Origin of the sequence: Pedobacter sp. Leaf250 (assembly GCF_920984735.1) — a bacterium.
GTDB lineage: Bacteria > Bacteroidota > Bacteroidia > Sphingobacteriales > Sphingobacteriaceae > Pedobacter.
In genome coordinates, this window is the sequence record NZ_CAKLBU010000003.1 from 127,954 (window position 1) to 146,300 (window position 18,347).

Annotated in this window: 13 protein-coding genes; 7 read left to right on the forward strand and 6 right to left on the reverse strand. The window is 39.8% G+C overall.

What is annotated here, in order from left to right:
- Positions 1 to 127: 127 nt before the first annotated feature.
- The 5 genes from LUA91_RS03830 to LUA91_RS03850 all read left to right on the forward strand — a co-directional run bounded on the left by LUA91_RS03830 (position 128) and on the right by LUA91_RS03850 (position 9,943).
- Positions 128 to 3,376, forward strand: coding sequence for a TonB-dependent receptor (locus LUA91_RS03830; protein WP_231424703.1), 3,249 nt, complete (start codon positions 128 to 130; stop codon positions 3,374 to 3,376).
- 10 nt (positions 3,377 to 3,386) lie between these two features.
- Positions 3,387 to 4,799, forward strand: coding sequence for a RagB/SusD family nutrient uptake outer membrane protein (locus LUA91_RS03835; protein ID WP_231424704.1), 1,413 nt, complete (start codon positions 3,387 to 3,389; stop codon positions 4,797 to 4,799).
- Between the two features lie 50 nt (positions 4,800 to 4,849).
- Positions 4,850 to 7,369, forward strand: a complete 2,520-nt coding sequence (locus tag LUA91_RS03840) for a zinc-dependent metalloprotease (RefSeq protein ID WP_255717752.1) — start codon at positions 4,850 to 4,852, stop codon at positions 7,367 to 7,369.
- Positions 7,370 to 7,445: 76 nt separating this feature from the next.
- The gene (locus tag LUA91_RS03845) at positions 7,446 to 8,708 is read left to right on the forward strand and encodes an amidohydrolase family protein (protein WP_231424705.1); all 1,263 of its coding nucleotides are present in this window, start codon (positions 7,446 to 7,448) and stop codon (positions 8,706 to 8,708) included.
- A 119-nt stretch (positions 8,709 to 8,827) separates the two neighbouring features.
- A complete protein-coding gene (locus LUA91_RS03850) occupies positions 8,828 to 9,943 on the forward strand; it encodes a TlpA disulfide reductase family protein (protein WP_231424706.1) in 1,116 nt (371 codons plus the stop codon).
- 107 nt (positions 9,944 to 10,050) lie between these two features.
- Here LUA91_RS03850 and LUA91_RS03855 read toward each other — a convergent pair whose 3' ends face one another.
- The 6 genes from LUA91_RS03855 to LUA91_RS03880 all read right to left on the reverse strand — a co-directional run bounded on the left by LUA91_RS03855 (position 10,051) and on the right by LUA91_RS03880 (position 16,117).
- Entirely contained in the window at positions 10,051 to 10,638 is a 588-nt protein-coding gene (locus LUA91_RS03855) for a TetR/AcrR family transcriptional regulator (protein ID WP_231424707.1), read from the reverse strand.
- Between the two features lie 30 nt (positions 10,639 to 10,668).
- Positions 10,669 to 12,213 carry a hypothetical protein gene (locus tag LUA91_RS03860; protein ID WP_231424708.1) on the reverse strand — a complete coding sequence of 515 codons (1,545 nt, stop codon included), beginning with the start codon at positions 12,211 to 12,213 and terminating at the stop codon, positions 10,669 to 10,671.
- Between the two features lie 6 nt (positions 12,214 to 12,219).
- On the reverse strand, positions 12,220 to 13,332 hold the full coding sequence (locus LUA91_RS03865) for an HlyD family secretion protein (RefSeq protein ID WP_231424709.1): 1,113 nt from the start codon (positions 13,330 to 13,332) through the stop codon (positions 12,220 to 12,222).
- A 79-nt stretch (positions 13,333 to 13,411) separates the two neighbouring features.
- Positions 13,412 to 14,731 carry a TolC family protein gene (locus tag LUA91_RS03870; protein WP_231424710.1) on the reverse strand — a complete coding sequence of 440 codons (1,320 nt, stop codon included), beginning with the start codon at positions 14,729 to 14,731 and terminating at the stop codon, positions 13,412 to 13,414.
- 120 nt (positions 14,732 to 14,851) lie between these two features.
- The gene (locus LUA91_RS03875; protein ID WP_231424711.1) at positions 14,852 to 15,697 is read right to left on the reverse strand and encodes an AraC family transcriptional regulator; all 846 of its coding nucleotides are present in this window, start codon (positions 15,695 to 15,697) and stop codon (positions 14,852 to 14,854) included.
- Between the two features lie 75 nt (positions 15,698 to 15,772).
- The gene (locus tag LUA91_RS03880; RefSeq protein WP_231424712.1) at positions 15,773 to 16,117 is read right to left on the reverse strand and encodes a helix-turn-helix domain-containing protein; all 345 of its coding nucleotides are present in this window, start codon (positions 16,115 to 16,117) and stop codon (positions 15,773 to 15,775) included.
- 107 nt (positions 16,118 to 16,224) lie between these two features.
- On the opposite strand from LUA91_RS03880, the gene LUA91_RS03885 reads away from it, so the two are divergent.
- Both LUA91_RS03885 and LUA91_RS03890 read left to right on the forward strand, forming a co-directional pair.
- Positions 16,225 to 17,550 carry an NtaA/DmoA family FMN-dependent monooxygenase gene (locus tag LUA91_RS03885; RefSeq protein ID WP_231424713.1) on the forward strand — a complete coding sequence of 442 codons (1,326 nt, stop codon included), beginning with the start codon at positions 16,225 to 16,227 and terminating at the stop codon, positions 17,548 to 17,550.
- 18 nt (positions 17,551 to 17,568) lie between these two features.
- Positions 17,569 to 18,330, forward strand: coding sequence for an NADPH-dependent F420 reductase (locus tag LUA91_RS03890; protein WP_231424714.1), 762 nt, complete (start codon positions 17,569 to 17,571; stop codon positions 18,328 to 18,330).
- The last annotated feature ends 17 nt before the right edge of the window (positions 18,331 to 18,347 follow it).

An 18,347-nucleotide genomic window follows, 5' to 3' on the forward strand; every position in this document is an offset into this window, starting at 1 on the left:
CTGGCCAATTTTGATTTTAAGCCTTGAAACTATTGAGAATCTTTCAACTTAAACCAAACAAATGTACAAAAATTTTACTGTCAAAACGGACAGCCGTCAGAGGTATGTCCAATTAATACGTCGAACCATGCGTTTAATTACCATCTTGATGTTTGGCGTGATGATGCAGGTTTCGGCCTCATCATCAGCACAAAAAATCACGCTTAGCAGACGTGATGCCACTCTTGAATCGGTCTTTCAATCGCTTCGTGAACAGAGTGGATATGATTTTGTTTTTAACATGAAACTCATGGCAAAAGCGAAACCGGTAACGATAGACCTCAAGGAAGTGAGTTTATCGGAAGCATTAAGAATTTGTTTTGCCAATCAAATTTTTACCTACTCCATTTCGGACAAGACAATTATTGTGGAGGAAAGGTCTCTGGCCGATAAAATCCTGGATTATTTCCAGGATATCGATGTTGTGGGAACGGTATTCGATGAAAGGGGAGCTCCGCTTCCCGGCGCCATGGTAAAGATAAAGGGCACGAACAAGGTTGTCATCACCGATCCAAAGGGTCATTATTTTCTACGTGCAAGCGATGAAAATTCCATATTGATATTTAGCTATATTGGTTATAAAACAAGAGAGGTCTCGGTAAAACCAAAGCTTGATGTGACCATGGAGCTGGATCCGGCGAAATTAGACGAAGTAATGGTTATAGGATATGGAACCACTACTAGAAGATTAAGCACAGGATCCCAGGTTGGTATCAGTGCTAAGGATCTTGAAAAACAACCCGTTACCAATGTTTTACAGGCCTTACAGGGAAGAATGCCCGGAGTAGCGGTAACACAAACCGGCGGGCTTCCGGGAGCGGGCATCAATGTCCAGATCAGAGGTGTAAATTCCTTCGAAAAAAGCAATCGTCCATTTTATGTAATTGATGGTGTCCCTTTTCTTTCAGAACCTGTCAGCGGTGCGGTTAGCGGTACGGCGGCACTTTCTGCAGAAGGTCAAACGAGCCCTATGAATCTTATCAATCCATCAGATATAGAGAGCATAGAAATTTTAAAAGATGCAGATGCAACAGCTATTTACGGTTCTCGTGGAGCAAATGGAGTAGTGCTGATTACTACAAAAAAAGGACGTGCCGGCAAAACACAGTTTTCTGTCAATGCCAATACAGGTATGTCTAAGGTTGCAAATTTCATCGATTTACTTAATACAGAACAATATCTGGCGATTAGAAAAAAGGCCTATGAAAATAATCCGACCGCAGTTCAAGGTGTAGATATGACATGGGATCCAAATGCCTATACAAATTTTCCTAAACTTTTAATGGGAAACACTGCTCATACCTATGATGTGACATCCAATATATCCGGTGGCGATGTAAGGACTAATTTTTATCTGAGTGGAACTTTCCATAAGGAAACCAATATTTATCCCGGGGAGCAATCTTACCAACGTGGTGGGGCGCATTTTAATTTTAACCACTCCTCTTCCGATCAGCGTTTCGTAATGTCGGTGTCCTCGATGTTCTCGGCCGATAAAAATGATATTACCATAACCGAACTCGGTAATTATGCTTATAACCTTCCTCCCCATTATCCACTTTACAATCCTGACGGTTCGCTATACTGGGCATCGGGATTCAATAATCCTTTAGGTTTCTTATTACAGACCAACGATGCAAGGGGTAGTAATTTTCTTACCAATCTTAATCTTAAATATAATATATTAAAAGGTTTGGACCTGAAGACGTCTGTTGGCTATAGCAAGACGGATATGAGAACTACAGCTGTTCGTCCGTTAAGCTCTTTAAGTGCGGTAGCAGGTGCTGCTCCCCGAACTACCGGTTCGGTAATGGAATCTTATGCGTTTACCAATAACTACATTTTTGAACCACAATTAACCTACAAAAGCCAGATTTGGAAAGGAACTTTAGAGGTTTTAGCTGGAGGCTCATGGCAATTTAGGCAATCTAAGGTGCCATATAACTTAAATGCAACCGACTTTCCTTCAGATGACTTTCTTTCGAATGTAGCCTCTGCTGCTACGCGAACAGTGACAAGCGGGTCAACGGATTTCAAATATGCGTCGGTTTTTGGACGTATCAATTACAACCTAGTTAACAGATATATCGCAAACATTTCATTCCGTCGTGATGGATCATCACGATTTGGACCGAACAACAGATTTGGCAACTTCGGTTCTGTAGGCGCCGCATGGATTTTTTCTGATGAAAGCTTCCTTAAAGATAAATTTAGCTGGTTCAGCTTTGGTAAATTGAGAGGGAGCTACGGTGTTGTGGGAAATGATGAAATTGGCAATTACCAATATTATGATAGCTATGCCACTTCTCCTTATGTATATAATGGTATATCGTCGCTACAGCCTTCAAGACTTGCTAATAATGATTACAAATGGGAAGAAACAAAGAAATTGGAATTGGGTCTGGAACTGGGCTTTTTCAAGGATAAGCTTTCATTGTCTGCTTCCGTATATAGAAACAGAACATCTAACCAGTTGCTTTTATTTCCGGTTAGTGTGCAGACGGGCTTTCCTGGTTACCAGGCAAATTTCCCGGCATTGGTTCAAAATAGTGGGATAGAACTTTCGATAACCAGTACCAATATTAAAAATAATACCCTTACATGGACCTCATCTTTTAATATTTCAAAGAACAGCAACAAACTTGTAGCATATCCTGACATAGAAAGAACAAGTTATGTAACACGTTATGTAGTAGGCAGACCGTTAAGTTCGTCATATACCCTACAGTATGCAGGTATTGATCCGGCAACCGGACTGCCTTCTTTCGCCGATTTGAATGGTGACGGATTTGTTTCCTCTGGCTTTTTGGATACGAAACGTGGTGATAGGTACTACAATGGCACGCTTTACCCTAAATTCTTTGGAGGAATTACCAATTCGATAACCTACAAAGGTTTTAATTTAGATTTTACCTTCCAGTTTGTGAAGCAGAGAGCTAAAAATTTGTTTGCCTCCACTTTTTATCCTCCCGGATTTCCTTATAATGCAGCGGCAAGCGTAATGAACGGTTATCTCGCGCTGGGATCTCCTGATAAATTGATAACAGAAAGCGCCAGGACAGTAAACGGGAGAGAGGCAAATTTAGCTTTCCTTAATTATTCAGGTTCCGATGCTAATATCGTGGATGCATCCTTTATCCGAATGAAGAATGCAAGCCTTTCGTATAGTTTTCCAACAAAAGTGCTTTCACATGTAAAAGCGCAGAACTTAAGGATTTACATGCAGGGGCAGAATTTGTTCACCATCACAAATTATGATGGTTATGATCCGGAATCACAAGGTATCGGGACACCTCCGTTGCGAACGATAACTGCCGGTTTACAATTAACTTTTTAGATCTAAAGACATGAAAATTAAAATATATATCAAGTACTTTCTGGGCTTGGTTACTGTGGTCCTTTTTGGTTGCGAAAAGATGATCGAAATTAAGACACCTTTAAACGAAACACCATCAGCGGCTGTTTTTACTCAAGATAGAACTGCCATGGCTGCCCTTTCAGGGATGTATGCGCAGCTAACAGGTATAAATACGCAAACTGTGGGGTTGCCAATATATACTTCGTTAATGGCCGATGATCTTCGCTATCTGGCTGCAAGTACGAATATAATGGAATATAACGCAAACTCTTATACCACATTAACTTCCTCTGCAGAGGCTTTTACAGATTTTTACCAGGTTATTTACAGGGCGAATGCAATTATAGAGGGGCTTACCAATAACAGGGGTACTTCTGAAAGAGTAAGTAAGCAATTGATTGCCGAAGCAAAATTAATGCGGGCATATTGTTATTTTATATTGGTAAACTTTCACGGGGAAGTGCCTTTGGTGCTGCAAACTGACGCTAACATCACTGCTTTTTTGCCAAAAGCTGCAATATCAGATATATATGGATCCATTACATCCGATCTTATTGATGCAAAAGCTAATCTGCTCGCCGATTATTCCTTTACCACCGGAAATAGAAATGGCGTAAACAGATTTACAGCAGCTGCACTTTTGGCGAGGGTTTATCTTTTTACCGGCAACTATCAATTGGCAGAGACAAATGCTAGCGAGGTGATACAGCAAACCGCTCTTTTCAGTATGACGCCAACGGCAACGATGGGTACAGCTTTATTTGTAAAAAATAGCTCAGAAAGTATTTGGCAACTGCCACAATCGGTGTCGGCAACCACACAGGTCACTACAGAGGGAGCCTCATTCATCCCGGCCGCAAATAATATTGCTTCGCTTAATTACGATTTACGTCCATCTTTCCTGAACTTGTTCGGTGCGACTGACAGAAGACGTACACTTTGGATGAGCGATTTGACTATCTCAGGTACAAAATATGTTGTTCCGTTCAAGTTTAAATATCGCACGAATGCCCAGGCTGTAACAGCAAATGTTACCGAGTCGCAAATTATCCTACGTTTGGCTGAACAATATCTGATCCGTGCGGAGGCAAGGGCAAGGTTAAATACGAATATCAGTGGTGCTTTAAGTGATTTGAACGTAACCAGATTAAGGGCTGGCCTTACTGCGATCACAACCACCGATCCGGCTTTGTTATTGGAAGAGATTGCTTTGGAAAACAGAAAGGAATTTTTCTGTGAGCAGGCCTTCAGATGGTTTAACCTAAAACGGACTGGACAGGCTGATGTGGTTTTACCTGCTATAAAACCTGGCTGGAGACCAGCTGCAAAACTTTATCCCATTCCGTTATCAATACTTGATACTAACCCAAATTTAACACCAACTACAGGATACTCAAAATAATGATATTTCATAAATTTATAAACCTAAACCCCAAACAGATTATTCTGGGGATGGTTTCCCTTTGCTTTTTCGCAGCGATTACACCATCATGTAGTGTGTTGAAAAAGAAACCTAAAGCTAAGCCGGTGGCTACCGTGAGTTCAGCTTTACCGAGGCCAAAAGCGGATAGCGTGAAAAATGCACTTAAACCCTACAAGGACGTAATTACCAGCAAGGCAATTAGTCAGCAGGGATTGATGATCGTGCACAAAGTGGCTGATAAATACTATTTTGAAGTTCCTAAGAAAATACTTAAAAAGGATATTTTAGTCGTAACGCGTTTAAGTGGTTCAACACCGGGAGCTGGAAATTTTGGCGGGGAAGAAGCAGGCAGGCGGATGATCTATTGGGAACAGGGTCCTGATAACAGACTTTTTCTCAGAGTATCGGCACTTATCAATGTTTCAGATTCAACAGAAATGATTTCCAAAGCAGTAGCCAGTTCAAATATTAATCCGATTTTGTCCTCTTTCCCGATCAAAGCATTGGGAAAGGACTCTACTTCATTGGTGATCGATGTGACGGATTTTCTGTTAAGTGAAAGTCCTCTTTTAACTTTAAACCCGGAAAGTAAAAAAAGCTATGGACTGGCCACTCCGGCGCTTGATCGGTCATATGTAAAAAGTGTTAAAACATTCCCGCTGAACACGGAAATAAGGACCATGCGAACCTACAATGCAGTAGCAGGCAACCTTCCTGCCATTAAAATCGCCGGAGCAGTTACACTGGAATTTAACAGCTCATTTTTATTATTGCCTGAGAAGCCCATGTCCAAACGCTTCTATGATCCAAGGGTAGGGTACTTCGCAGGTAATTACGACAAGTTTTCAGATGATCAACAGTCAGTGGAATCAGAGGATTTTATAAACAGATGGAGGCTTGAGGTTAAGGATGAAGATTTGGACAAATTTAAGAAGGGCGAGCTAGTTGAACCAAAAAAGCAAATTGTTTACTACATCGATCCGGCTACGCCAAAGAAATGGCGCCCATACCTGATTGCCGGAATCAATGATTGGCAAAAGGCTTTCGAGGAAGCAGGTTTTAAAAATGCAATCATTGGTAAGGAATGGCCTGAGAGCGATTCTACAATGAGCCTGGAAGATTCTAGGTTTTCTGTCATTCGTTATTTTGCCTCTTCCACCGCTAATGCATACGGACCAAATGTATCCGATCCCAGAACTGGCGAGATCCTGGAGAGCCATATCGGGTGGTACCATAATGTAATGACATTGGTGCACAATTGGTATATGATCCAGGCGGGAGCTGTAGATCCGCGTGCACGTAAGAATAAATTCGACGATGAATTAATGGGTCAGCTGATCCGCTTTGTTTCTTCCCACGAAGTTGGCCATACCCTTGGCCTGAGACATAATATGGGGGCAAGCAGTACCGTTCCGGTTGAAAAATTGAGGGACAAGGCATGGGTAGAGGCACATGGACATACCCCATCTATTATGGATTATGCCCGCTTTAACTATGTAGCGCAGCCGGAAGACGGCATCTCGGAGAAAGGACTTTTTCCACGTATTAATGACTATGATAAATGGGCAATAAGGTGGGGCTATCGTCCAATTCCCGAGGCCAGGGATGCAGATGCAGAACGCAAGCTGCTGGATGTAATTACCAGAGATAGTCTGGCGAACAATAAACGCCTTTGGTTTGGTGGCGAAGGAAGAGACTATGATCCTCGTTCACAAGCAGAAGATCTAGGTGATGACGCAATAAAAGCGAGTTTGTACGGAATAAAAAACCTTAAGCGCATTGTGCCAAACCTTGTTCAATGGACGCGTGAGGAAGGTAAGGATTATACACAGTTGACAACGATGTATAGGGCTGCAGTAGGACAGCTAGGTCGATATGTAGATCATGTGATAAAAAACCTGGGAGGTGTGATGGTTACCGAAAAACTTTCAGACCAATCCGGAGCGGTGTATAAACCGGTTAGCCTGGCAAAGCAGAAGGAGGCCATTAAGTTCTTAAATGAACAGCTGTTTAAAACACCAAAATGGTTGCTTGATAAAAATATCCTTAATAAAATTGAACCGGGCTATAGCGGTAATTCGGTTCAAAGGTTACAACAAAACGCTATAGCTGCAGCAACTTCTCAAAGTAGGTTATACAGGATGATCATTAACCAGAGAGATTATGGGAAAGGTGCATATTCTCCTGAACAATGGCTTGGCGATCTTAAAAGAGGTATTTTTACCGAGTTGTCAACCGGGGCACCGGCGGATGAATATCGCAAGACACTACAGAAGATGTATGTAGGAAGTATCATTACGATGTATAATAAGCGTTTCGCCTTACAGGGTTCAGTGGATAATATCATCGCATCAGTTACCCCAACGGACGTACTCCTTTATTCAAATGTTAAAGCTTTAGCCTATGCCCATTTGAGAGCGTTGAGGAAGGATATCAATGCTGGTATTTCCATTACAAAGGACAAGGACACAAGGATACATTTTGAGTACCTGAGGCATATGTTAGATAAGATTATTGAGGAATCTCCTATACCAGGCTTAAATTATTAAGCATATAAACTTTAGTTAGTTAATAACGAAACGCAGTCGGCGGATGCCGCTGCGTATTCAATTTAAATTTAATCCAATGAAAACAAAAGTATTAAAGCTGGCATTAGGGATTCTAATGTGCCTGGGTTTCAGTCTAAAAAAATTGCATGCATTTGCTAAACAATCGACTGATACGTCTATGATAGTTTTAAAAAACGTGAATGTTTTAGACTTTGATCAAGGCAAATTTATTAATAAAAAAAATGTTGCCGTATCAAACGGGGTTATAGTCAGTACAAATTATCCGGAGAGAAAATTAAAGGGTTTAAAAGTGTTGGATCTTTCAGGGAAATACCTTGTTCCAGGCCTGATAGATGCACATGTACATGTTTCTGCTCAAACAAAGAACAACATCAATACAACTTTTAGTCACCTCAATTACTTTTTAAAGCACGGGGTTACAACAGTCCGTGATGCCTCCGGTGATGGTGCTGCATTATTGGAAGCGCAGCAAAGTATCAAAAGCGGGAAACAAAAAGGTGCAAATGTTTTTTTTGCTGCAGTTATGGCTGGCGACTGGTATTACAACAGGGGTGTTGATCTTCATAAAAATGAACCTTATCAGCCCTGGCGCCAATTGGTAACCGATCAAACTGATCTGGATAGCGCAATGGCTATTGCAAAGTCTTGTGGAGCCACTGGGGTTAAATTGTACCACTCTTTTAATAAGGAACTTTTGGCTAAGGTTGTTACTGCTGCCAAAAAGCATGGTCTGAAAACCTGGGGACATTTGATGATGTACCCTGCAACACCTCTCGAAGTTGTTGCTTCAGGAGTTGAAGTGCCATCGCATGTATTTATGTTAGAAAATCTGGTGGCAGATTCGGCTTTTCTATTAAGAAAAACCAGCGCCGGCTATAAGGAAGATTTAATTGCCAAATTCGATATCACCGGCTTCTGCGACCTAATGAAATCTAAAAATGCAATTTTGGATGCAACATTATGTGTGTCTGAAGATCGTGACCCCTGGATATTTACGATGTTAAAAAAAATACATGAGCAAGGTGTGGAGATAGCTGCGGGCACCGACCAGGTTGTTAATCTCAATCGCCCTCACCCAAGATTATTAGATGAGCTAAGTTCGTTTGTGGATAAATGTGGCTTCATTAATATTGATGCGATAAAGGCTGCGACCCTTATCAATGCTAAAGTGATCGGTGAGGAAAAAAGATTGGGTTCTATTGAAAAAGGTAAGGTTGCTGATCTGTTAGTGCTCAATGGCAATCCATTACTTGATATTCGGGAACTTGGAAATATTAAAATTGTGATGCAATCCGGGAAGATAGCCTATTCGTTTTGATTAGTTTCGAATCGAATATTAATGGGCCCCATGTGGTGCAGATTAATGGTGATTTGATGATTTTTATAATTGGATTTGAAGTTCTTTTAAAAGCCGCAAATCCTTTAAAACCCTTTTAAATGAAAAAAATAAATTATAAATTGAGGGGATTAGCATCTCGCTCAATCCTGGTAATAGCTGTCTTGCTCTCTGTTGTTGTAATGTCATACAAGGCAGACAGCTATGTTATAGATGGGGATATCCAGGCACCGAATGGAACCATAGTCAGGATATCCTATGAATACAGGGGGAGCAGGACCATAGATTCAGTTGCGATCGAGAATAATAAAATGATACTCAAAGGTAATTTGCCGGAAACGGTTGTTTGTACACTGAGCAACTCGATTAACCAACAGCAGAAAATCATTGTTTTACAGAATGAACATGTCAAATTAAAGGGGTCTGTCTCTAAGTTTTATTATGCTGAGGTTACGGGTGCAGCAGAAAATGAGTTGTTTAGTACTTTCAAAGAAAAAAATATCAATATTACTGCAGACTACAGAAGGCAGTTGGAAAAATCCAAGGTTGATTTTCATGACAGAAAAAGCACTGTATACCTTGAATTCCACCGAAGGGTTGATAGTTTAACATTATCATTTGTGAAAGCCAATCCCGATGCGGTAGCCTCATCACTTGCCATCATTAATAGTCATTTGAACAGTACCGATTTTTTAAAAGCCGAAAAATGTTATGCTTTCTTATCCCCAAATGCGAAAAATGGTTATTACGCCAAGCGGATAAAATCTTTTGTCGATGCTTCAAAAGCTGTAGAAGTTGGAAGGCAGGCGTCAAATGTCTTGCTCAACGATATTGTCGGCAAGAAATTTGACCTTCGCGAATATCGGGGTAAATATGTTTTATTAGACTTTTGGGCGAGCTGGTGCGTTCCTTGCCGGGAGGAACACCCGCTGCTCAGAAAATTAAATGCGGAGTTAATAGGAAAAAACTTAGTGTTTGTGAGTATTTCTATGGATTCAGACCAGAAAAGCTGGCGCAAGGCAGTTGCTGACGATGGTTTAACCTGGACTCAGCTAAACGATCCGCTTGCGTTAAAAGGTCCCTTGGCTGAAGCTTATGCGCTTAAGGCCCTTCCATTCAACTGTATTTTGGATCCACAGGGAAAGATAATTGGCACGAAGCTTAGGGGAGAGGCACTAACAAGCTTTTTAAGTAATCTTTCTTTAAAGGCTGAATAATTAATAAATAACTGGCACGAGGTAATATAGAAGTAAGATTGGTAGAGTGGTGGATTATCCGGGCCGTTATATTTATTATATTGATATGAAGCATGGTAATTTTGCATTTACTTCAATGACAGGATTATCGGATTAAAGAGTTTCAGAATTTGATCGTAAATATCAGAAATCACCTCATTGTCTGAATATGCCTTAAAATTCTCGTTGAATTTGTAAAACATAAATAGCTCTTTGGAGACTCCAAAAATAGAGTGGTAAAGCACCAAACGCTCTTTCCTTCCTGAATTTATCAAACCTTCATCAATTATTGAAAGAAAATATTCTAAATGCAAATTTTTAATCTGATCAATCTTCGCCTTAACCTTTAATGTGGACGGATGTGACTGCTCTGCGATCAATAAGAATATGGTTTTGTAGGCCGCAGTCATTTCCTTGAGGGTTATCCGAATAAGTTGTTTAATTGTATCGGGTTTATTTTGGATTAGAAACTCCGCGTTGCTGATTGATATCATTGCATTCTCCAATTGATCAAATATGGTAAGATACAGCTCCTCTTTACTATTAAAATAGTAGCTGATCATAGAGGAATTGATTTTTGCCTTGCGAGATATATCTCTTATTGTGGTAAGATGGAAGCCTTTTTTAAAAAATAGGTTTTCTGCAATCCTGATAATATGTTCTTTTGGATCTTTCATATAAAATAAAATTATGATGAGTTAAAAAGATTATAATCGATACCCTCTGAAGGAATTTCCTCTCAGGACTTTTCGGAAAAGAACTACTCTTCTATAATTAAATTCTCCGTAATGATGAAATAAAACAAATAACAGGATAGGAACAATCAACCAACATAGATATCCCAATACGATTTTGATGGATGCCAATAAGGCGTTTAGATTAATGCCGGGATACATATCCATTCCATTTTGAAACTGGCTGCTGTCGAAATGATTTGAGATATCGCTGAGGCTTTGCCATTGAAACTGATATCCTGCCCAGCTCAATAGACTTCCACCGATTGCAGTTCCCAGAAAAGACCTGATAAGTAAAAGGATACTTAACGTACTGAAGAAGTCTTCAAATGCTAAATTTGATGATGCATAAAACCAGATTCCAATGTACAGGATACCCATTGCCAGCCCTTTCACAATCATAGCATATTCAATATATTCAATGTCGATTTGTGGCTGAATAAGGAGGTACAGGCTTAAAGTATGAAAGAAAAAACAGACGAATCCTGTAATAATGTAATATTTAATTTTCCATTTGTGTTTAAAGCTGTAGAATGCATAGACTCCGGCAATCATCAGGCCCGGAATCATCCATAGATTGATCCGGCTCGCCACTAAATTATTGTGTCCCAGCGCTACTGTCGAAAATTGAGTGTACAGGCTTGAACTGGACATATACAAACCCAAAAATAGCAGAAGAATTACACTGTGTGATAAATTTGAAGATTTATAAAAAATTGAAAAATTAAAGAGTTTTCTCTTGATAAATTTCTGTCTGTAAATTGTGAGCCCTAAAAATAACAGTCCGACAAATAATGATGCTATCATATAAGGGGATATAAACCAGCCTTGCTGTTTCATAAAAGTAAAAAAAACATTAAAACTCATTGTACTGATTGTTATCAAGACCATCGATAACCAATCGATTTGATACAAGGGCTTTTTAAAAGAGAAGCGGCTGGTGTGCTGAAATATAATGGAAATGATGGTGATGAGCAGCATTATACTGCCCATAATAAAGTATGGTGCCTGATAAGTACTGTCAGAAATTGCTGAGGCAAAGATATAGGTTGACAGTTGACCGATGCATAATGTCATCGGATAAAAAAGGGCATAAAATCTACCCCTGTCTCCGTTAGGACTAAGTGTTACCATAAACGCCGTTATCATATCGATCATTGGAAACAATTTAAAAAAACCAATAAGAAAACTCCCTGCAACGATTATGTACGGATTATCTGTCGTGGCATTCATATATGATAAAGAGGCCAGTATAATACTGCAAAAAATAAGAATCTCCTGCGATTTAAAGCGCATTCGCACCCTAAGCACAATAAGAAGACCCATTGCCATACCTATTGCTACTGCATTATTGGCTAAGGAAACAAATTCAGTATAGGCTGCAAGTGCGCCCGATAATTCTGCCGCATTTCCGGTGTAAACTCCTGAAATTGTCATTATGGGAAATAATACAATAAAATTAAGCAGGATGCTTAAAGGCTTTGGAAGCCACCGGGCAAAAGGAACCTGTCTGTACATTTCTTCTTAGTTTATGGTTACACCTACGTTCATACCTGCTCTCAGCAGCTTTAAATCTTCCGGTTTATTGTTTTTCGTGAATTGTATCCTGACCGGTATTCTCTGTTGTACCTTTACGAAATTTCCGGTAGAATTGTCAACTGGAATCGCTGCGTATTTGGCACCGGTAGCTCCTGCCACAGCGGTAATCTTACCTTCGAAAGATTTCCCGTCCAGGGCATCTACCGTGATTGTTGTCAGGCCTCCAATCTTCACATTCTTCATTTGCCCTTCCCGATAGTTCGCAGTAATCCAGACATTGCTGATATCCACAATGGTTGCAACCTGTTGTCCGGCATTTAAAAGCTGTCCGATATTTACCGCTCTTCGCCCCATTATTCCATCGTGTGGTGCGGTAATAACGGTATAGGATAAATTTAGTTTAGACATTTCCAAAGCGTTTTTCGCTCTTTGAATTTCCGCATCATTTACGCCCAATTTTGCTTCCACTTCGTTAACCGCCAGTTCGGTGGTATGCTTGCTATTGATGATTGACTGGTATTGTGATATTTGCATTTCCAGCTGGGACTTCTGCATATCATAGTCTGTTTTGATCTGGTCAAATTGCTGACGGGTCACCGCTTCATCAGCTAACAGATTCTTATACCTGTTGAAGTTTTGCTCGGCATTCCATAATTTTGCTCTCGCAGCATCGAGATTTGCCTTGGCCACCTGTATATTGGAATTCGCCGTATTGACGTTATTTGCACTTGTCCTTACGGAACTGGAAGCAACATTTCTTGATGCTATTGCCGAGTTGTAAGCAGCATTTGCCTGCCCGAGCTGTGTCTGTATTTCGCGGTCATCCAGAACAAGTAATGTGTCGCCCTTTTTCACATATTGATGTTCTACAAACCGAATTTCGTTAATGTAGGCTGACACCCTTGTATTGATGGGGTTAATAAATGATTCAACCTGCGATGAATTGGTGTATTTATCGTTACCAATGTTAAAGTACGATTTGATCATTATTGTCAGACCAGCCAAAACGACGATTAGTATAATTACATTAATATACTTTGTGCTTTTTTTGATCCTGTGGTGATGAATTTTCTTATGAAGTCCTTTATTATCTGTCATGGTTGTAGATTTTATAGTGATTTTTTGGGAAGCCAATTTTGAACAGTCCTGTGTGCAATGGTTTTTTCGGGATTTAAACTTACAGCGTGCCTGCCTCTCTCAGCAATTTGTAATAGGCGAAAATGGTATTGATTTCTGAATTAGCCAGTTCTAGCTCTGAATCAATTTTTGAGTTGCTGGCATCAATCAAATCCAGCAATATTGCCAATTGATTGTTGTATTTACTCTCCATAATTCGGTAGTTTTCAGCCGTTAAATTGGTATTGACCTTTAGGGTTTTATTTTGAGTTATCGCTTCGTTATACTTTATAAATGCCTTGTTTAATGATATATCAATGTTTTGGTAGACTTCATTGGCCTGATTAATTGCCCTTCCTTTCTCCAATGTATTCAACTGCATTCTTTTGGGGGATTTGTACAGTGCATCAATGCTGAAATTTAAAGAAAGACCAACATTCCAGCTATTGCTGTACATATCTACAATAGGATTTGCCGTTGTGATGGGACGTTGCAGGTTATTGCCGGCAAAAACAGATAAGGATGGCAGCATCTCCGATTTAATAATTTTGGATGAAACATCATAAGTATCTATTGTTTTCTGAGCGAGTAAAAGCGACGGATGATTCTTTGCCAACTCCTGATACTGAGATTTGCTAAGAATTGCTGTAGAATCTGGCAACAGGTCTGAACTGGGTACTATTTTAAAATTTTCGTCTAATCCTAAGGCCACTGTTAATTGCTTGTTTAGGATATCCTGATCGTTTTTCAAGGTTTGAAATGCCAATTGAAGATTTGAAATCTGTAATTCTCCCCTGATCACATCATTTCTGGTGACCATACCTTGAGCATAGAACTTATTAATATTTGCCAGCCTTTTCACTGCCAGGTCAATGTTGTTCCTGTATACATCTTCCTGATTATTTAGCTTATACAGATCAAGATAATAGCTCAACACCAAAAGTTTGATGTTTTGTTCACTAAGTTCGTAGCTTAACGTTGCCAACTGTTCACGCAGTGTCTGTGTTTTTATCCCATTTCTAACCGCATTTCCTTTCCAAATCAGTTGAGTTGCATCAACAGAAAATCGATTTCCAAAATGTGGCATCCCCACTCGGGTAGAGGTAGAAAAATCTTTATCGATAATATTTACATCTCCCAGGTAAGTTGCCTGAAGACTGGTATTAATTTGGGGTAAAAGCTGATTTTTCGCAATCGCTACATTTTGATTGGCAATTGCAATATCAGTTTGATTGGTTTTTAAGGTCGGATGGTTTTTTTTAACCAGACTGAAAAGTTCTTCTACCGTCAGGACCTTCTCGAAGGTCTGCTGTGCAAATGATAGTTGTCCGGATAACAGACCCAATGTTATCAAAAGAACTGTGCACCACTTTGAATTCATATTACGATGTTTTAATATGATGCAAATTTCAACCAATCGTTTGTTTGATACAATGTCGAAAAAACATTAAAAGAGGTTCGAATGGTGTGGTGATGTGATTTATTGTTTTTTATTATAGTGTTATGTGTTGTCAGTCAGTTTATTATGGTTTTTAAAATTTCTAGGGCTATATCCGGTTTGCTTTTTGAAAAATTTCCCGAATGCGTATTGATCAGAAAACCCTAAGTCATCAGCAATGATGTTTAGAGGATTTTTGGAGTTGAGTAAAAGTCTCTTAGCCTCATTTAGCAAAGCATAGGATAGAAATTTTGTCGGGGGAGATTGCGTCGTCTCCCGAACACAGTTGGAAAGATATTTGACGGATATTAGAAGTTGATCAGCATAAAACTCCAAATCTTTATGATTTTTATAGTGCATTGAAACCAATTCCAAAAACCTGATTGTGATCTCTTCCTTACGGGAATCAATTTGAGAATGGCTGAGCAGATTGGCCAACAACTTACCTGAAATCATATAAATAAGCGTAGTAAGCAAAGAAATTACCAGCTCATTCTTGAATTTTATGGTCTTATTGATATTAATATAATAATTAAGCTGTAATGCGACACTTTTGATGTTCTGAAATTCAGCTTCTCCAAAAAAAATAAGATTACCGGATCTTTCATTATTGCCTACCCTGTAAAGATCATATTTGTTAAAATTAAAGCTGATTTTGCTTCTGACTTTATCCTTGTCAAAAGATATCATGAAGGCCTTTATATCCAAGGACAAGCTTTTGACCTTATAAATGTATTCCGGATATATAAGCACTATGTTTCCTTTGTGATAAATATTACAGCTTTGTGTAGATTCAACTTCGATAGTTCCACCAAAGACGACAATAAAAGAAAAAAGATCCGGACGAAACGAGTCTCCAATCTGTAGATTTTCGAGAAATTTTTTTTCGTCTAAAATATTTATCATCATATACTATACACTTAAAGTTTAAAGTTCCGGAGTAAATAGATCGATCAAATTGTTATTGAGTTTTGATATACCTTCCTACTGAGTAATCTTTTTCTGATGATTGATTCCCCATTCTTTTAGTGCTTCAATTATCGGTCTCAAAGTGTTGGCGTAAGGTGTCCACTTGTATGTAATCTTTACAGGATAACCATCAGTAACAATACGCTCAATTAATCTGTGCTTTTCCAATTCCTTTAATTCTTTCGCCATTGCCTTGGGCGAAATCCCGGGGATACTTTCTTGTATATCCGTAAATCTCTCATTGCCTACCCCCACAGAAATGATGATGGGTAATTTCCATTTTCCGTTGATCACATCCAATGCATCACGCACCGGTTTAACTGTGTCTAAACAAGACAAGTAAGATTTATTTCCAGCCATATTAATTTCATTTTATATAAAAATCACTTTCCTTTAGTAAACTGCTATACAAATTAAAGCATTATTTATTTAACTTTGCAAAGCAATTTCTAAAAAAGTTTAAAATTATGAATACAAACAATAAAATGCTGATTGGTATGCACTTCGGAAACGGCTACGGTTCTCAAGCGGGGTCGTGGCGTATGCCGGGAGTAAATCCAGAAAGCTTCACCAGTTTTGACGAAAAAGTAAAACACGCTAAGGCAGCTGAACGTGGTAAATTTCAATTTTTATTCTTACCAGACTTCCCCGGTGCATTATTGAATGATGTTGAGACTGAATCGCCAAACTTTAATCTGGACGTGATGATGACCCTTGCCGCAGTGGCGAGAGAAACGGAATACATTGGTTTGGTAGCAACCGGTTCTACCACCTTTAATGAACCTTATAACCTGGCTAAACAATTTAAAGCGTTGGATATTATGAGCCATGGCAGAGCAGGATGGAACGCCATTACTTCGAGTAGCGGAGATGTGGCTGCAATTTATGGTAAAAGACTTCCCTCGAGCGTGGAACGTTATGGTCAGGCCCACGAGGTTATACAGCTCATACAGTCGCTTTGGGGCAGTTGGGGAAAAAACGCCTGGGTACACAACCAAGAGACAGGTCAGTTTGCGCATCGCGACCAAATTACTACGATTGATTTTAAAGGGAAATATGTTAGTTCAAGAGCATCCCTTCATATTCCGCCCTCAGAGCAAGGTCAACCCATTATTTTCCACGCAGGTGGAAGTCCGAATGCCCACGAATTGGCAGGACGTTTTGCCAACGTAGTGATTGGTGCTACATTTTCCATCGAAGATGCACGGGCTCAACGGAATGCGTTCAGGGAATCTGCAAAAAGCTTTGGGCGTAATCCCGATGAGATAAAATATATTCCCGGCTTGATGACCACTATTGCAAAGGACAAACGCACGGCACTCGACCGCCGAATTCAGTTATCAGGCCATCAATTCCCTCAAAGAATTGGGTATTTACAACAAATGTTGGGCATTCCATTGAGTGTTTCGGCATTGGACAAACCGATTTCAACAGCATTGTTAAACAGTGCCCGCCCATCGCTATATGACCCTCGTTCTCTAAACGCATTGAAAATTGCAAAAGAAGGCTGGAGTCTCCGTGATATTTTGGCTCATGGTGTTATCGATTATCATCCCGTAATTGTGGGGCCAGGTATCGAAGCGGCAGATCATATGCAGAAATGGTTTGAAGCTGGTGCAGCTGATGGATTTTGGCTTTCACCGGATGTTTATGTAGATGGAATCGACGCTTTTGTGGACGAGGTAGTTCCTGTTTTGCAACAGCGTGGAATTTTTCATCAGGAGTATGAAGGGAAAACTTTAAGGGAAAACATCGGTGCCCCAGAGCAATATGGAATTGATCCTCGTGTATAATCAAAACAAAAAATCATTATGAAAATAGGAATAATAGGTACCGGCGCAATAGGCGGTACGATCGCAAAAAAAATGGCCTCAGCTGGTCATACCGTAAAAATTAATAATTCAGGTGACTTGGACAAACTAAATGCCCTTGCTGAAGAGTTGGGCGTAATAGCCGCAGATCAGAAAGAGGTAGTGAAAGATGTCGATGTTATCATTTTATCTGTACCAACCATAGCAATCCCGACTTTACCCAACGATTTGTTTGCGGAAGTTCCGGAAAATGTAATTGTGGTTGATACTTCCAATTATTATCCGTTCCGAGATGCTGATATTGAAGAGATCAAAAACGGAAAAGTAGAAAGTGTCTGGGTATCTGAGCAACTGGGAAGACCCGTGATAAAAGCTTTTAATAACCTATTGGCTGAAACACTTGCCAGCGGAGGTAAAAATCCCGATGCTGAAGACAGAATTGCAATGGCTGTAGCCGGCGATGATGCAGCGGCAAAAAAAATTGTCGCCGGATTGGTTAATGATGCCGGTTACGACGTCGTTGATTCAGGTAGTCTTTCAGAATCCTGGAGGCACCAACCGGGAACGCCGGCGTACTGTACAGAATTGGACACCGAGGAATTAAAACAGGCATTGGCAGATGGCGTGAAGGAAGAGGCACCTGTTAAAAGAGATAAAGCAATTAAAGAACTTTCTGCAATGACATCTTATCCATCTCACGCCGATGTTGTAAAATTTAACAGAGCACTGTTTTCAAAGAACCCTAAATCAGAGAAGATATAAAAATTTAAAAGAGCGTG

What these genes read in the sequence shown, in the direction of transcription:
- LUA91_RS03830 (WP_231424703.1), top strand. Translation starts at nt 128, where the DNA reads ATGCGTTTAATTACCATCTTGATGTTTGGCGTGATGATGCAGGTTTCG.
- LUA91_RS03835 (WP_231424704.1), top strand. Translation starts at nt 3,387, where the DNA reads ATGAAAATTAAAATATATATCAAGTACTTTCTGGGCTTGGTTACTGTG.
- LUA91_RS03840 (WP_255717752.1), top strand. Translation starts at nt 4,850, where the DNA reads ATGGTTTCCCTTTGCTTTTTCGCAGCGATTACACCATCATGTAGTGTG.
- LUA91_RS03845 (WP_231424705.1), top strand. Translation starts at nt 7,446, where the DNA reads ATGAAAACAAAAGTATTAAAGCTGGCATTAGGGATTCTAATGTGCCTG.
- LUA91_RS03850 (WP_231424706.1), top strand. Translation starts at nt 8,828, where the DNA reads ATGAAAAAAATAAATTATAAATTGAGGGGATTAGCATCTCGCTCAATC.
- LUA91_RS03855 (WP_231424707.1), bottom strand. Translation starts at nt 10,638, where the DNA reads ATGAAAGATCCAAAAGAACATATTATCAGGATTGCAGAAAACCTATTT.
- LUA91_RS03860 (WP_231424708.1), bottom strand. Translation starts at nt 12,213, where the DNA reads ATGTACAGACAGGTTCCTTTTGCCCGGTGGCTTCCAAAGCCTTTAAGC.
- LUA91_RS03865 (WP_231424709.1), bottom strand. Translation starts at nt 13,332, where the DNA reads ATGACAGATAATAAAGGACTTCATAAGAAAATTCATCACCACAGGATC.
- LUA91_RS03870 (WP_231424710.1), bottom strand. Translation starts at nt 14,731, where the DNA reads ATGAATTCAAAGTGGTGCACAGTTCTTTTGATAACATTGGGTCTGTTA.
- LUA91_RS03875 (WP_231424711.1), bottom strand. Translation starts at nt 15,697, where the DNA reads ATGATGATAAATATTTTAGACGAAAAAAAATTTCTCGAAAATCTACAG.
- LUA91_RS03880 (WP_231424712.1), bottom strand. Translation starts at nt 16,117, where the DNA reads ATGGCTGGAAATAAATCTTACTTGTCTTGTTTAGACACAGTTAAACCG.
- LUA91_RS03885 (WP_231424713.1), top strand. Translation starts at nt 16,225, where the DNA reads ATGAATACAAACAATAAAATGCTGATTGGTATGCACTTCGGAAACGGC.
- LUA91_RS03890 (WP_231424714.1), top strand. Translation starts at nt 17,569, where the DNA reads ATGAAAATAGGAATAATAGGTACCGGCGCAATAGGCGGTACGATCGCA.